Origin of the sequence: Haloferula sp. BvORR071 (assembly GCF_000739615.1) — a bacterium.
Taxonomy (GTDB): domain Bacteria; phylum Verrucomicrobiota; class Verrucomicrobiia; order Verrucomicrobiales; family Akkermansiaceae; genus Haloferula.
This window is the reverse complement of sequence record NZ_BATP01000007.1, coordinates 111,696-126,363: the sequence shown is the minus strand read 5'-3', so window position 1 is coordinate 126,363 and position 14,668 is coordinate 111,696. Positions and strand designations below refer to the sequence as shown.

Here is a 14,668-nt window from a genome sequence, read left to right as displayed (position 1 = left end):
CGGCTAGGAGCATTGCGACAGCATCAGCGAAAGCTGCCTATGGAACCACCAACCGAGGAAAAAATCCCGGCACCCCGGCAAAAGAAAAAGAGGCAGGAGCTTCTAGCCTCCTGCCTCTTTGCCTTTTGAAATTCGCAGCGAAGCACCCTTACAGCGCCCCGCGCTCGGCGATCCGGAGCAAACGCTCATACCGCTTTTCCAGCAGCGTCGCGCGGCCTTCATCACCCACCTCGCGGTAGTAGCCCACGATCATCTTGTAGATACCGGACTCGGTATTCGCGCGGAACCAATCCTTGCTGCCGGTTTCTACCACCCGCTTGAAGGCCAGCTCGATATCGCGCACCGCCTTGCGGGCCACCGTGCTGTCGGACTTGGCGAAGTTGTAGTAGTCCTCCGCCATCATCTTGAAGCCTGTGATGCTGCCACCGTATTCGCGCAGCGCCGTGTCGTAGAGATTGCCCACGTTCTTGGCCGCGTCCGGACCACCACGCTTCATGATCAGGTCACCTTCACGCTTGAGCGTGGTCGCAATCAGATCCTTCTGCTCGCTCGATTCGCGCTCCACCCGGCGGCGCTCGCGCTTCATTGCACGCTCCACCTCGGTCTCAGTCGCGTAGGGATACACGTGCTCATCCTCCGCACGGGCGGCCAGCGCGGCCATCCGCGGATTGTCGCGGAACTCGCGGCGCATATCGGCGGAGAACTCACGCCACACCGAGACTACCTTCGGGTCGGACGGCTGGGTTTCGTCAGCGAAGAATTGCTGCTGCTCCTCGATCACGTCGTAGAGGCGCGACCAGGTTTCGGGGAAGGACTTGCCGAGCTCGTTGGCCAGCTGCGCGGTCTTCATGGTCTCACCCAAGCGTCCCATCGCGGCGAAGAGATCGGACAGCCACAAGTGGCGGTAAACCGACATCGTCGTGATGTCGCTCTGGTGCGCGCGATCATTCCACAGCCAGATCTCCTGCTCGCTGAGCGAATTGTTGAGCTGCGGATTGCCACCTTCACCCTTCGAGACCCCACCGATACGGCCGATGTTGGTGTCCCACTCGCGCGTATCGGTCTTGATCGCGGCCCATGCGTGGCCGCCCAGATCCGTCTCACCGGCCAGGATCAGCGCCGGGATGCCCTGCGCCCGGGCGGTGTTCACGCTGAAGTAGGAGCGGTCACCGCAGATGCCACCTTCCTTCAGGATCTCCGCGAAGCTGTATTCCTTGTAAGGATTGATGCCCTTCACCGCACGCTCCATCAGGTACTCCACCATCTCATAGGTGCTTCCCCAGTTCTTCCGGCTCTCGTGCATCTTGTCGATCGCCCAGTCCAGCTCCTTGGTCGCCACCGGCGCGCAGACCACCCACACTAGGTCGCGGGCGTTCTGGCGATGGACCGGCACCGCCAGCTTGCCCTTCTCGTCCTTCTCTACATACCAGAGATAGCGGGCGAGGGGATTCACCGTGGACTCTCCTCCGAGCGGCTCACCGATCGTCATGTCATGGTCGAAGACCACCGAGCAAGCGACCGCGAGGCTGAAGAACTTCTCAAACTTCTCCGAGCGCGCACTCCACGCGTCCTTCAGGAAGACCAGCACCTTCGCGGAGTCATCCGCATCCTTCATCGTCAGGAGCAGTTCCTCCATCGCTTCCGGCTTGTTCAGCAGCCAGGTCAGCATCTCCAGCGCGTAGCTGTCGTGGGAGATCTCGGCGATGTCGGATTGGGAAAAGCGGTCCAGGAATTCCCAGCGCAGGAAGGCCTTGTAGAGCGGCGCTTCCGCCCACACCGGGTCGAAGCGGTTGCGTCCTTCCTTGCCTGCCACATTGGGCACCGCTGCTGCCAGGGAGCGCTCCAGCAGATTGCGATAGGCGTTCCAGCCCTTCGAATCCATCGCGGTCTTCAGCATCGCCGCGTCTCGCTGCAAGGCGGCATCGCGACCGGCATCGATGCCGGTGAGAAGCAGCGGCTCCGCGTTCTTCAGCACGGCGATACCAGGATCTTCCGGCACCGCTTCTTTCTGCGGCACGGTGATTCCGGGCATTGGCTTCGCACTGGCGACCGCACCGTTGGCGGCGCTTTCAGTCTTGGCCTGCTCTTCCTTGGCCTTGTCGAAATCGAAAATCTTCGTCGGCGCCGCTTCCGGCAGCGGCGCGGTGCTGGCTCCGCCGGAGGCTTCCGTGGTCTCGGCATTCTTGATGACGACCACCCGGGTCTTCATGCTCTCCAGCTTGTACCACACACCGCCAACCACGAAGGCGGTGAAAAGCAGTGCCGCGACGGTGCCGGTAGCATGCGCCTGCGCTTGCTGCACGATACGGCGCCCGGACCCAACGGCCGGGCGAACAATCGGGGCCTGAGGGCGGGGGACAGGTTTCTTAGGCTTCATGGTGCGGAGGAATTCGGAGGAGAATCAAACGTCCGGAAAACGTGGAAATCCTGTGTCATAACACACCGGACAGCAAATCGTTTCTCCCGGAGTGGAAAATCTTCACTCCGCCCCACTCAAAGCCTCATATGAATCATTTCTTATGCTGCAACATCATCCACGCCAGCAGGGAGGGGTCCGCATAGGCGGGAATCCATGACTCGTGGTGCTCCTCCGGGTAGTAGGTGACCAGTAGCTTCTTGCCACCCGCGTCGTGGATCGCCTTCTCCATTTCCTGGGTCTTGGCCACCGGTACCGCATCGTCTTTCAGACCGTGGAAGGTCCAGATCGGGATGTCCTTGATCTTCTCCGCTTGGGCCGGCTCGCCGCCACCACAGATTGGCACCCCGCTCGCATACAGATCCGGCTCCTGCGTCAGGCAGGCCCAGGTGCCAAAGCCGCCCATGCTGATGCCCGTCAGGTGGATCCGCTTCTCATCCACATGCAGCGACTTCGCCAGATGCTTGGTCAGCGCGATCACCTCGTCCGTATTCCACCAGCGGCCCATCGGGCACTGCGGCGCCGCCAGGATGAATGGCAGCCCGTGGCCCTGGTTCTTCATCGCCGTCGTCGCCATCATCGGCGGCCCGTGCTTGCGGATCAGGTCCAGATTGTCGCCGCGCTCCCCGGAGCCATGCAGGAAGATCACCAGCGGATACGCCTCCGCGGAGTCCTTGTCGTAGCCCTCCGGCAGGAATTGGAGATAGTTGATCTTTTCCCCAGGTTTCCACTCCAGGGATTCGCTGGACTCGGTCGGGGTGGCAAATGCGGTGAGGGGAATCATCATGAGCAGAGCAAGGATGCGGCGCATATCCGCCTACTCCACGCCAGATTCCCAAAAAGCCAAGCGGGAAGCGGGTCAAGGTAGTCTGCTCCTCCGCCGCCTTGGACTGCGCGCAGCCTGCTGCCGTGAAGCACCAAACCGCGCCCGGATTCGCCACCGGCAGCCCGTAGCGAATCACCCCCTCTCGTTCGAAGGCCAAGCCCGCTCTTCTCGCTCTGAAATCTCAAATCTCAAATCTCAAATCGGCCTTTCCCCTGGCCTCCGATCATTCATCCCAAGCCACCCGGCACTCGCCACCGCAGCTGAAGCTTACACCCGTTCCCGCAGGAGCGGAGACACGATCTTGATCCTCTCCGCAATCTCCCGGATCGCCTCCAGATCCAAGCCCTTCTCTCCCTCCTCGTCCTCCACCCCAGCCCCGGTCTTCGGGAAATGCCCCGCCAGCTTCGAGTCCAGCTCGATCGCCCGCAGCTTGTCCGCCATCACCACCCGCCTCCATATCACCGCCGTCTCCTCCGGCGTCGTCCCATCTCCCTCTCGCTTCCCCCGCACCTTCGTCTTCTCATAGAACCCTTGGCACAGCCTCGACTCCAGCCCCACACTCCCCGCTGGCGTCCGCACCACCTCGGCCAGGAAGCTCCGCTTCTCCACGATCGTCATCAGCGTCACCCCCAGCTCGTCCGCCATCTTCCGGATCTCCGCGATCCGCGCCTGCACCAGCGGATGCTTCAGCACCGTGCTCGAATTCGTCTTCGAGTTCCGTCCCCGGTCGATGTATCCGGCCTCCACATGGGCCCGCGTCGCCGTAATCCCCTGCGCCACCATCTGCGCGAACTTCTCCTGCTTCCGGTTCAGCGGCCTTCTTGTCTTTTCCATATCGTTCATGCTCGCGACCCTACCCGATCCTCCCGCCATCCCGACACGGGCGCATCTTCCCCTCCAGCGGCGTAGCCCTTGGACCGCGTGCAGCCTGCTTCCGCTTTCAGGCAGGCAACCCTGTTGCCGTGAAGCACCCAAACGATCTCCGATTCACCACCGGCAGCCCGCCGCTCCCTCGAACCGATCTTCTTCGTCCCAAGGGGACGGCTTATAAAAGCCCGGCACGAGGAACGAAGTGCCGGGAAAAGCAGGGGAGGGATCACCGTGTCCTGTAGGGACGCCTCATGTTTCTGGCGGCCCGAGCTCTCAACACCCCTGCCACTCCCCGCGCTTGCCCGCCATCCGCTCAATCCCTACCTATCCCGCATGGAGACAATCCGAGCAGGAGTCGCAGGGGCAGGTTCAATGGGGCGCAACCACGCCCGCGTCTACAGCCTCATCCCGGGCGCCAAACTCTGCGGCGTCTACGATGCCGACTTCGCCCGCGCCCAGGCCGTCGCCGAGGAATTCGGCACCGTCCCCGTCGCCTCCCTCGAAGAACTCGCCCAGCTCGCCGAGGCCGTCAGCGTCGCCGTTCCCACCATCGCCCACCGCGACGTCGGCTGCCGCCTCATGGAACTCGGCAGCCACATCCTCATGGAGAAGCCGATCGCGCCATCGGTGGAAGACGCCCGGGCTCTGGTCGATACCGCCAAGAAGCAGGCCAAGATCCTGCAAGTCGGCCACATCGAGCGCTTCAATCCCGTCCTCCGCCAGCTCGAGCAACGCCTCACCCATCCCACCTTCATCGAGGCCCATCGCCTCTCGCCCTTCCCGAACCGCAGCATCGACATCGGCGTCGTGCTCGACCTGATGATCCACGACCTCGAGATCATCCTCCACCTCGTCCGCTCACCCATCGAAAGCATCGACGCCGTCGGCGTGCCCGTGCTCATGCCTTCCGAGGACATCGCGAATGCCCGCATCCGCTTTGCCAATGGCTGCGTCGCCAACGTCACCGCCAGCCGCATCAGCCCGGAGAAGATGCGCAAGATCCGCGTCTTCCAATCCGACTGCTACCTCTCCCTCGACTACCAGGAACAAGCCGGACAGATCCATTGGAAGGAAGGCATGTCCATCCAGCGCGCCGAAGTCGAAGTCGAGAAGGACGAACCCCTCAAGCTCGAACTCGCCGCCTTCATCGCCAGCGTCGCCCACGGCCACGACCCCGCCGTCACCGGCCAGCAAGGCGCCGCCGCCCTCGAACTCGCTCTCGAGATCACCCGCATCATCCACGCCCAGCGCTAGCTCCCATTCCGCGGCGCAGCCGCCCTGGAGTGCGCGCAACCCTGTTGCCGCGAGCGAGGTGTCAGGCCGCGCTTCTCCTCAGGTTTGCAACAAAGTCGACCTGTGGCCTGCGAATAACCGCAAAGGCTTGCGAACAACTCTTCTTGGGGTCGCGTGGCTCCGCCTCGCTTGGACGGTCGTGCGACCCACTCTAACAGCCCGCCTCCAAGCCAATGCCATCAAGGACAGGCTTGCTTCCATCCACGCGTGTCCCCCGATGAAAGCCGCAGGCCCTCGGACTGCTGGGATTATTCCCAGCTTTCGAGTGCATCTCGCGGCGCGCCTGCTCTATCAAAATGAAGCGGCCCATGAGCTCCGCCTCGCTTGGACAGTCGTGCGACCCACTCTAACAGCCCGCCTCACCAATCCTCGCGCACCCGCCACGCCATCATCGCTTTCCAGCGCACAGCCACACAGGCATTGAATCTCCCTCAATTCTCCTCTCAGAATCAAATTCGTGAGCTGCTACGTGTGTACCCGCTGGGGCGATTCCGAAGAAAATCCATCCGAAGCGCGGATGCGCGCAATCTTGGCGGAGCTTGATACCCCGGACCAAGAGCACCCCAGTACCTGGCTCTCCGATGATGCCGAGTGGACCCTCTCGATCTACGAGAGCGGCCTCGTGGTATGGGAGAATGGGGAGAATGAGGAAGGCGGCGAACCTCGCTATCAAGAAGGGCTGAGCCGGGAGGCTTCTCTGCGCTTGTGGCAGCTTCTGGTGGCCGGGAATTACGCCGAGATCGAACAGGAGCCGTGGAAGGATGGATACGGACCTCCAATCTCCGATGAGGAGTTGCAGCGACTCAAGGAGGAATCGGATCGGATCCTTCGCGAAATACATCGCAAGTTCTACGACTCGCTTGGGCCGGAGGATGCCGCTAGGCAGTGCCTTCGTGAAGGCTGCCAGCGTGGGACCGTTGCATTCAGTGCCTTCTGCCGGCCTCATCAGTTCGAGAACGTCCGCAAGGAACCTTGCCCATTCGATGATTGAAGAACCGGGGACAACTGCCGCATAAAAACAGACGACGGAGGACAAACGGCGATCCGTCCGGATTTGTATGACGATGGGGATCGCTTACCTCAAGCGATCCTAGGCTTGCCCCCTCCATCGAAGTCCTAAGCCCCGGCACTTATCCCTGCCATCATGATCTTCAGGAGAATCCTGGCACCCTTCGTGAAGCGACATCTTCAACTGCCCGCCCTCCTCGGGGAAATGCTCGCCGATGGATCATGGAAGCACCCCGGTGACGAAGTGATCTCACGGTTGATCCCCTTCATCCGCGAACCACTCCAGTTCCGCAGCTCGGTCGAGCAAATCACCACCCCTCAGGATTGTCTCATGGGCCCTGACGAAGCGGAGAACGCAACCTTCCACGAATACCGTGGCTCACAGGTCGGCCCCCGGGACCTACCTTGGCTCGACGTCGAGCAAAGCCTCCTGATCGCGATCAACAGAATCCCCGGCGACGACCTTGCGATCGCTCTCGATTACCGCTCATCGGTAGAGGATCCTCGCGTGATCGCGTCCGAATGGGTCGACACTGACGGCGGCTGCTGCCTTTGGCGCGAGGTGGCTCCGACATTCGCCGCCTTTCTCGCGCAGCTCGCCACGGCAACGCAGCCCCTTCTTCCCGGCAGCGCGGCGGCTCCGCCCCGCTTGGACAGTCCTGCAAACCCACCCTAACAGCCGCGGCCGAAAATCTACCTGCGCCAATCGCCTTGTGGAGAATCTGCCTCCTCACTCAGACCCAACAAAAAGCCGCGGGGAGCGATCTCCCCACGGCTCGCATCAAACAAAACCACGACAGTCTCAGGGAGCTGCGGTCGGGATCACCGTGACGACAAATGCCTCATTGATCGGCATGGCGCTCTGGTCCTCGGTGTAGATCTTCCAAGTGACACCGTTGTACCAGACGCCGACTTCCTTGGTCATGTAGGTCGGGCTGGCTTCATTGCTATACAGGTGCCGGGCGAAGACCACGGCATTCGGCTTCCCGGTGGTGAGGGGATTGTTGATGGCCACCTGATTGCTAGCGACATTACCGGCGTTGCTCGTGACCAGGAAGGATACCGGCGTTCCAGCGACCTTCAGAGTGGTGACATCGGCGATGTTGAAGGCCACCGCCTTCATGTCTGCGTTGTTGTCCGTGTAGATGGACCAGTTGCCGTTGCCAGCCCAGTAGAAGGTGCTGAAAGGGTCCGTCAGCCGGACACCTTCAAAGCCGTTTCCGATACTGATCAGATGGTTGGCCAGTAGCAGGTTGTGGGGCTTGTTTTTGGCGATGGTCGGGAAATAGGCGATGTTGCCTTCTCCGACCGTAAGGGGGTTGACCGGCATGCGCTTGGCTCCCGGAGCCAGCAGAATGTTGAAGGTCTCGTTGAGGGCGATGCTGGCGTTGTCCTCGTTCTGGATCTGCCAACGTCCCAAAGTGGAATTGTACTGAAACCCGAACGCGTGATTGTTGTAGTTCCCTTGGAAGTTGTGGATCGCGATTAGGTTGAGCTTCGACTTCCCGTTGAGTGCCGGGTGGTCGAGAGTGAAGATGCTGCCGCTGGTGTTGGCACCTGAGGTCGTCAGCTTCAGGGCCTTGGGGCCTCCGGCGGCCTGGGCGGGGGCCGCGGCGATGATGGCGATTACGGCGGCAGCAAAACTGCCCGGAATCAGTTTCCTGAGGAGTGATGTCTTGGTCATGGGAGTTATGGTTTTAAACGCAATTCCAAGGTGGTCGATATTCCTTGCCGGTCAATATCTTAGTTCCAGCAAACAAATCACGCCAGACGCGCGCGGGGGCACGTCTGACGTGTTTCTGAATAATCCTGCACTTGGCAGTGCTCTGGCCCCTCAGGGCTCAGTCTTGGCGGGGGCCGCAGGCTCCGGCTCTGCCGGTGCCGGTGCCGGTGCCGGTGCCGGCTCGGGAGCAGCCTCAGTCGCAGGCTTCGGTGCCGGAGCCACCGGCGGCGGCGTTGGGGCTGCCGGAATCTCCGCGCGCTTCGAGTAATGTTTGCCGATGCGGTTGTCGGCATCGTTGTCGATCACCCGCGCGGCATAGAGATCGGCGGACAGGTTCTTGGCTGCCGCCACTTCCAGGTCGGTCGGCGTGCCGCCGGTCTTCGCCGCGGCCCGGAACACTAGGTTCGGAACGATCTTCTCCATCCCGGGGGACAGCGCCGGATCAATGATCGTGGCGATAACCGGCTTGGGCCTCACATCGGGCATCTCGCCCTTCCTGAGTTCGTCGATATGCTCAGGGGAATCTAGGAAGCCGAGCGCCTCGGCCTGCTGGTAGGCGCGCAGGTAGGTATCGCGCACCAGCTTCTCCCGCGCCGGTTGCTCGATTTCCTCATCCAGACTGCTCTTGTCCTTCTTGTCGTGGCGGTAGACCACGTCGAAGTAGGCGGAGGGATCAAGCTCCAGCGCCTTCGCGTCCTGAATCAGGGCGATACCTTTGAAGAGCGTGGCGTGAGCCGCTTCGACCGTCGGGGCGCTGTAGAAGCCGGTGTCCGACGCCAGCGTGCGCATCTCGCTCGCCAGCCGCTCGGTCTTCTTCTCCCGCTTGAAGTGCTTCATTGCGAAGCTACCAAGCACCAAGGCCACCAGCCCGAAGGCCGCCATTTTAAGAATCGTTGCAACACGCGGGTCCATCAGGTCCAAATCGATTTCGGTTTCTTTGCTTCAGCTTGCTGCTGCGGCTGCTCCATGAAGTTGCGTTTCTCGCGGCAGTTGAAGAGTGCTTCCTCGCGGGTGATGAAGCCACTATCCAGCAACATTTGAATGGTCTGGTCGATCGTGCGCGAGCCGTCCTTGAAGCCGATTTCCATCAGGCCGACGATTTGCTCCAGCTTGCGCTCGCGGATGCAGGCGCGGATGCCGTGGTTGGCGCGCAGCACCTCCGAGGCGAGGACCCGGCCGCGGCCGTCCGCGCGCTGGATCAGGCGCTGCGAGACGATCGCCTCCAGAACGCCGGAAAGTTGGGTCACGATCTGCGGCTGCTGATCGGGCGGGAAGACGTCCACCAGGCGGTCGATCGATTGCGGCGCATCCACCGTGTGCAGGGTGGCCAGCACCAAGTGGCCGGTTTCCGCGGCAGTCAGAGCGATCCGGATCGTCTCCAAGTCGCGCAATTCCGAGACAACCACAACATCCGGGTCCTGGCGCAGGGCCTGGCGCAGCGCGATCGCGAAGCCCTTGGTATCCGATCCGACCTCGCGCTGTTTGATCAGGCAACTGGCGTGGGTGAAAGTAAACTCGATCGGGTCCTCAATCGTCACGATGACGCCCGAGCGGTTTTCCGAGATCCGCTTCACCATCGACGCCAAGGTCGTGGACTTGCCGGAGCCGGTGATGCCGGTGACCAGCACCAGACCCCGACGAAGCTGGCAAAGATCGTGGACCACCGCGTGATGCCCTAGCTCGCCCAGATCCGGGATGTGCTGCGGGATGTGGCGGAAAGCCGCCTCATGACAGCCACGGGCGATGTGAACATTGCCGCGGAAGCGCCCGACACCCTCCAACTGCAGGGCATAATCCAGCTCCCAGTTCTGCTCCAGCGCCGCACGCTGGGCCTCGGACAAGGTATCCAGGATAAGACGCCTGACCGTATCTGGATCGAGCAGGAAGTCCTCCAGCGGATTGAGGTTCCCCCCAACCCGGGCCGCCGGCGGCGCCCAAGCCGAAAGGTGCAGGTCCGATCCGCCCAGCTCGACGGTCTGGCGGAGATAGTCGGTGATTTCGCGTACTTGGCTCACGATGATTGAAGGTGAAACTACGAAATGCCGCGCATGGCGCGATCAAAATCCTGCGGCCGGTCAGTTGCTGTCCTCGCCACCGCCGGATCGATGATTCCTTGCTGCGTCGCCGCGATCAAATAACGCAGGAAAGAGCAGGCGGTCGCCTCGTCCGACTTGTTCAGGAAGTCTTTTATGTCGTCGTACCGTCCCTCCTCGATCCATTTGCGCGCCGCGCCGCTGTTCTCGAAATATTCCAGGACCGCCACCACCCCGCCGTTGATCCGCGGTAGCAGTTGCTGGGCGATCACCCCGATCAGTTGGTGGGACAGCAGGCTGGCGGCACCGGCGCTGCCGGAATCGCTCAGGATCCGGTTCAGGCGATCCAGCGCGGTCGCCACCCCCGCCACGCCGGAGCCGTGGAGGGTGGAGATCACCAAATGACCGGTCTCCGCCGCGCGCAGGGCGGTGAAGGCGGATTCCGCATCACGGATTTCGCCGAAGAGGATGACGTCCGGGTTCTGCCGCAGGGCGGCGCGCAGGGCGACGTTGAAGTTCTCCGTGTCCCGCCGGACCTCGCGCTGGGAAAACCAGGAGTGCTCGTTTTCGAAGAGATACTCGATCGGGTCCTCGATCGTGACGATATGCCGCATCTGGTTCTGGTTGATCCACTGCAGGCAGGCCGCGATCGTGGTGGATTTGCCCGAGCCGGTGGGGCCGCAGACAATCACCAGCCCCGAGCGGCGCTGCATCCACGAGGCCAGCAGCTCGCCGGGGACGCCGAGTTCGTCGAAGCCCGGGATCTCTTTCTTGATCGGCCGCAGGACCACGCCCAAGCGGCCGAGCGAGCGATACACGTTCGCCCGCAGGCGGCCGGCACCCTCGACGGCGAGGCTTGAATCTCCGTCGTTGGTGCTGTCCGGATCGCAGCCGCACTCCCGCCAGATGGCCGCCACGTCTTCCTTCGAAACGGGGCCGCCGTGCGCGATGATCACCTCGCCGTCCTTCCGGACCCGGGGGCGCTCGCCCTCGATCATGAAGACGTCGCTGGCACCGCCGGTGAAGGCATTTTCAAGCAGGTCACGGATCGCAGGATTCACGGTCCCGACACTAACAGGCGCGCCCCGCTCGGGGGGAAGGTGGAAATTCAGATTGGTGCCGGGAATTACGCCTTTTTCATCCCGGCTTCACGAGTTCCACAAGAAGAGGGCTCAGCGCAGCATCCGGTAGCCTTCGGTATTCGGCTGGAAGACCGCCGGGTCGATCTTGGCGTTGATCTTCGACTGGGTGAAGACCGTGCGGATCCGGGTCTTGTCATCCAGCTCCAGATCGAGCGCCCGCAGCTCTTGGGTCTTCTGGTCGATGTCCAGGAACATCCAGCTCACGTGCTTCTTGAGCGCCTTGTCCTTCGGCTTCACGGTGAGCTGGTAGATCCCGTCCGTGACGCGCGACTCGACCAGCTCGAAGGTCGCCTGGAAGCCCGCGAGGTCGCGGAAGGCCTGGTCGGAGAGCAGGGTGAATTGCTTGGCCTCGGCGGTGTCCTGATCGATGACCTTGCCGCGCTTGTTCTCGACATCGATCAGGGTCATGGACGAGCCGTCGGAAACGGCCAGGGTCTTCACCGGGTTGCCCAGCTCCCAGAGTAGCTTGCCGGGGCGGACCATACGCAATTTCCCGGGTGTGGAGACCGGCTTCTTGAGCGAGGGCAGCTTGCGCTCCTGGACGAAGTCCGCCTCCAGGCTCTGGAGGTCCTTCTGCTTGGCGATCCAGGTCTCCAGCGGCTTCACGTCGAGGTCGGCGCGGGCGATGGCCACCAAGGAAGCAAGGATCAGCAGTGCTTTCATGGCGGTATAGGACCGCCGGAGCGGCCCGCTTGCCAGTGTCATTTCCACTAAAGTTCAGAGTTCCGCTTTCCAAGCTCCGGCCGACCCTCTTCCCTCCGCGCATGCGCAAATGGTGGCTTCCCCTGATGCTGCTCGCGGCGGTGGCCGTGGCGGCTTCCGGGCTTTCGCGGCTGCGGTTCGATACCGACATCCTTTCGATGCTCCCTGGGGAGCTGCCCGAGGTCCGCGGGCTGAAGGCCCACCACCACGCCTTTGCCCGGGAAGACGAGGCAATCCTGCTGGTGGAGAATCTGGGCTCGGGGGAGCTGGCTCCGGAAAAGGCCGCCGAGTCGCTGTCCAAGGCGCTGGAGAAAGATGGCGTGGTGAAGCGTGCCCGCTGGCAGCCGCGTTTCAAAGAGGATGCCGATGGCATTGCCGAGTTGCTCGCCTACCTCTGGCTCAACGGCGAGCCGGAGGCTGCGAAGGCGATGGCCGAGCGCCTCGCCCCGGGGAAATCGAAGGCGGCGATGGAAGAGGTGGTCGAGAAGCTTGCCACCTCGATGGAGGGGCAAGACCTGGCGATGCTGGCGCACGATCCCTTCGGCTTTCTCGCCCACCCGGCGGTCACGCAGCTCTTCGCCAATTCCGGGGAGGGCAGCTCGGGTTTCGCCAGTGCGGACGGAACCTCGCATCTGGTCTTCATTGATGCGACCGGAGCCGTCCACGGTTACCGCGAGTCCGCGGTGTGGATGGACCGGGTGCGCGCGGTAGCCGCCCAGTGGGAAGCGGGGGAGGGCAAGGGCTACCACGTGGGACTCACCGGTGAGCCGGTCTTCTCCTCAGAAATCGGGATGGCCATGGAGAAGGATATGAGCGGCTCGATCGGCCTGACCCTGACTTTGATCGGCCTGCTCTTCTGGTGGATGCAGCGGCGGCTGATGCTGCTGGGCGGCTTGATCGTGACCCTCTGTCTGGTCTTCGCCGTGGCACTGGGTCTCGCTGGGTGGATCTACGGTGAGCTTAGTATCATGGCGCTGAGCTCGGCGGAAATCTTGATCGGCCTGGCGACGGACTATGGCTTGGTGATCTGCCAGGAGGCGAAGGTCGCCGGGCACGACAAGAAGGAGCTGCGGCACGCCAGCGGCAAGCCGGTACTTTGCGGTGCACTGACGACAGGCGTGGTTTTCCTGGCGCTCAATCTCGGCGGGCTGCCGGGCATGGCGCAGCTCGGCAGCATCGTGGCCTGGGGGCTGCTGGCCGCCGGCGTCCTGATGATCGTGCTCTACCTGCCATGGGTGGCGAAGTACGGTGTGGATCGGATGGTTCCCGATGACGAGGCGAAGTGGGTGCCGCGCCGCCGGAAGTCCTGGATCATCACGGGAAGCATGCTCGCCGTCTCGATCCTGCTGCTGGTGGTGATGGGACTACCGGCGCTGGTTTACGATTCGAATATCATGCGGCCGCGGAACAGCCAGGCGATGGCGGCCTTCGAGCGGATGCGCGAGAAATTCCCGGACCGCGACCCACGCCTGCTGCGGGTGGTGATCGAAGCGGAGAACGACGGCCAGATGCTCGAGCGGATGCGCGAGGCGGAGGGTCGCTTGGCCAAGGGCAAGGCGGATGGCGTCCTGCTGGAAGGCGAATTGCCGCGCGGTTGGTGGCCGGATGCCGCCAAGCAGCATGAGAATCGCGCGACCTTTGCCGCGCTGGCGAAGGACGGGCCGCGCTTGCTGGCGGAGGCGGATGAGGTCGGCTTCTCGGAAGAAGGTACGGCACTGGGTAGCAAGATCTTCGCGGCGCTGGAAAAGGCGGCACAGGCAGAGACATTTTTCCCCGAGTCGCCCACCGCCCGCGAGATCATGCGGCTCTTCATGCAGCGCGATGACAAGGGCGGGGGATTGGTGATCGGTTCCCTGATCCCCGCGGACGAGGTGGGGCCGGACACCGCCGGCTACCCACGCCTGCGCGCCTTGAATGGCGATGGCATCTGGCTCAGCGGCTGGAGCCTCTTCAAGCCCGCGATTTCCGGCCTCGTGAAGGACGACGTCGGCCGCATGCTCCTGCCGATGGGCGTGCTGCTGGTCGGCATGATGGCCTTCATCTTCCGCCGCGCCCGCGATGTTGGCTTCGCGATCTTCGCCATGGTGGTCAGCATCGTGCCCATGCTCGCGATCATGCGCGTCTGCGGCCTGCAGTGGAACTTCGTGAACCTGATGGCCACGCCGCTGCTGTTAGGTACCGGCATCGACTACGCGATCCACGTGACCCTCACCCTCAGGCGCACCGGCATGTGCTTCAAGGAACTCTGGAACGGCACCGGCAAGGCCCTGCTCTTCTGTGGCGTCTCGAACGTCATCGGCTTCGGCTCCCTCATCTTCTCGGCCAGCGAAGCCCTCGTGAGCCTGGGCCAAGTCGCCGTGATCGGGATCGTCCTCAGCATGGCCGTCTCCATCTTCCTCCTCCCCGGCTGGCATGCCCGCACCCCCAAGGGAGAGTCACTTGACTGATCCCGAAGGGATCACTGCGACAGTAGCCGGGGGTTGAGGCGAAGCCGGCACCCCCGGAACCGCCATGAGAGGAAGACTCGATCCCGAAGGGATCGCAGCAGGGCTGGAGCATCGATGACTCCGCGGAACGGAGCGGAGGCGGTCCCGATGATTCTGAATAGCCCGGATCATCGTTCGCCCAACGACCATCGCTTGGAAACTTCGGAAC

At 62.8% G+C, this 14,668-nt stretch carries 12 protein-coding genes; 4 read left to right on the top strand and 8 right to left on the bottom strand.

Annotation, left to right across the window (positions count from 1 at the left end; all coding sequences use genetic code 11):
* Positions 1-148: 148 nt before the first annotated feature.
* From BV071_RS05865 to BV071_RS05855, 3 genes are all read right to left on the bottom strand, one after another.
* Complete coding sequence (locus BV071_RS05865) at positions 149-2,377, bottom strand: hypothetical protein (protein ID WP_265594116.1); 2,229 nt, start codon at positions 2,375-2,377, stop codon at positions 149-151.
* Between the two features lie 133 nt (positions 2,378-2,510).
* Complete coding sequence (locus tag BV071_RS05860; protein WP_265594115.1) at positions 2,511-3,203, bottom strand: prolyl oligopeptidase family serine peptidase; 693 nt, start codon at positions 3,201-3,203, stop codon at positions 2,511-2,513.
* 306 nt (positions 3,204-3,509) lie between these two features.
* Positions 3,510-4,085 carry a terminase small subunit gene (locus tag BV071_RS05855; protein ID WP_265594114.1) on the bottom strand — a complete coding sequence of 192 codons (576 nt, stop codon included), beginning with the start codon at positions 4,083-4,085 and terminating at the stop codon, positions 3,510-3,512.
* Positions 4,086-4,445: 360 nt separating this feature from the next.
* On the opposite strand from BV071_RS05855, the gene BV071_RS05850 reads away from it, so the two are divergent.
* The 3 genes from BV071_RS05850 (at position 4,446) to BV071_RS05840 (ending at position 7,089) form a co-directional block, all read left to right on the top strand.
* A complete protein-coding gene (locus tag BV071_RS05850; protein ID WP_035603353.1) occupies positions 4,446-5,366 on the top strand; it encodes a Gfo/Idh/MocA family oxidoreductase in 921 nt (306 codons plus the stop codon).
* 556 nt (positions 5,367-5,922) lie between these two features.
* Positions 5,923-6,396, top strand: a complete 474-nt coding sequence (locus tag BV071_RS05845; protein ID WP_035603351.1) for a hypothetical protein — start codon at positions 5,923-5,925, stop codon at positions 6,394-6,396.
* Positions 6,397-6,579: 183 nt separating this feature from the next.
* Entirely contained in the window at positions 6,580-7,089 is a 510-nt protein-coding gene (locus tag BV071_RS05840) for a hypothetical protein (protein WP_265594113.1), read from the top strand.
* A 126-nt stretch (positions 7,090-7,215) separates the two neighbouring features.
* On the opposite strand, the gene BV071_RS05835 is transcribed toward BV071_RS05840, so the two are convergent.
* The 5 genes from BV071_RS05835 to BV071_RS05815 all read right to left on the bottom strand — a co-directional run bounded on the left by BV071_RS05835 (position 7,216) and on the right by BV071_RS05815 (position 11,974).
* Positions 7,216-8,097 carry a hypothetical protein gene (locus BV071_RS05835; RefSeq protein WP_035603349.1) on the bottom strand — a complete coding sequence of 294 codons (882 nt, stop codon included), beginning with the start codon at positions 8,095-8,097 and terminating at the stop codon, positions 7,216-7,218.
* A 150-nt stretch (positions 8,098-8,247) separates the two neighbouring features.
* Positions 8,248-9,048 (bottom strand): hypothetical protein, encoded by an 801-nt coding sequence (locus BV071_RS05830; RefSeq protein ID WP_265594112.1) that lies wholly within the window; start codon positions 9,046-9,048, stop codon positions 8,248-8,250.
* The gene (locus BV071_RS05825; RefSeq protein ID WP_081885816.1) at positions 9,048-10,151 is read right to left on the bottom strand and encodes a PilT/PilU family type 4a pilus ATPase; all 1,104 of its coding nucleotides are present in this window, start codon (positions 10,149-10,151) and stop codon (positions 9,048-9,050) included. Before BV071_RS05825 ends, BV071_RS05830 begins: the two co-directional genes overlap by 1 nt.
* 17 nt (positions 10,152-10,168) lie before the next feature.
* Complete coding sequence (locus BV071_RS05820) at positions 10,169-11,230, bottom strand: ATPase, T2SS/T4P/T4SS family (RefSeq protein WP_052572947.1); 1,062 nt, start codon at positions 11,228-11,230, stop codon at positions 10,169-10,171.
* Positions 11,231-11,341: 111 nt separating this feature from the next.
* Positions 11,342-11,974, bottom strand: coding sequence for an outer membrane lipoprotein carrier protein LolA (locus BV071_RS05815; protein ID WP_265594111.1), 633 nt, complete (start codon positions 11,972-11,974; stop codon positions 11,342-11,344).
* A 101-nt stretch (positions 11,975-12,075) separates the two neighbouring features.
* Here BV071_RS05815 and BV071_RS05810 point away from each other — a divergent pair, with 101 nt between their 5' ends.
* The gene (locus BV071_RS05810; protein WP_035603343.1) at positions 12,076-14,460 is read left to right on the top strand and encodes an MMPL family transporter; all 2,385 of its coding nucleotides are present in this window, start codon (positions 12,076-12,078) and stop codon (positions 14,458-14,460) included.
* The last annotated feature ends 208 nt before the right edge of the window (positions 14,461-14,668 follow it).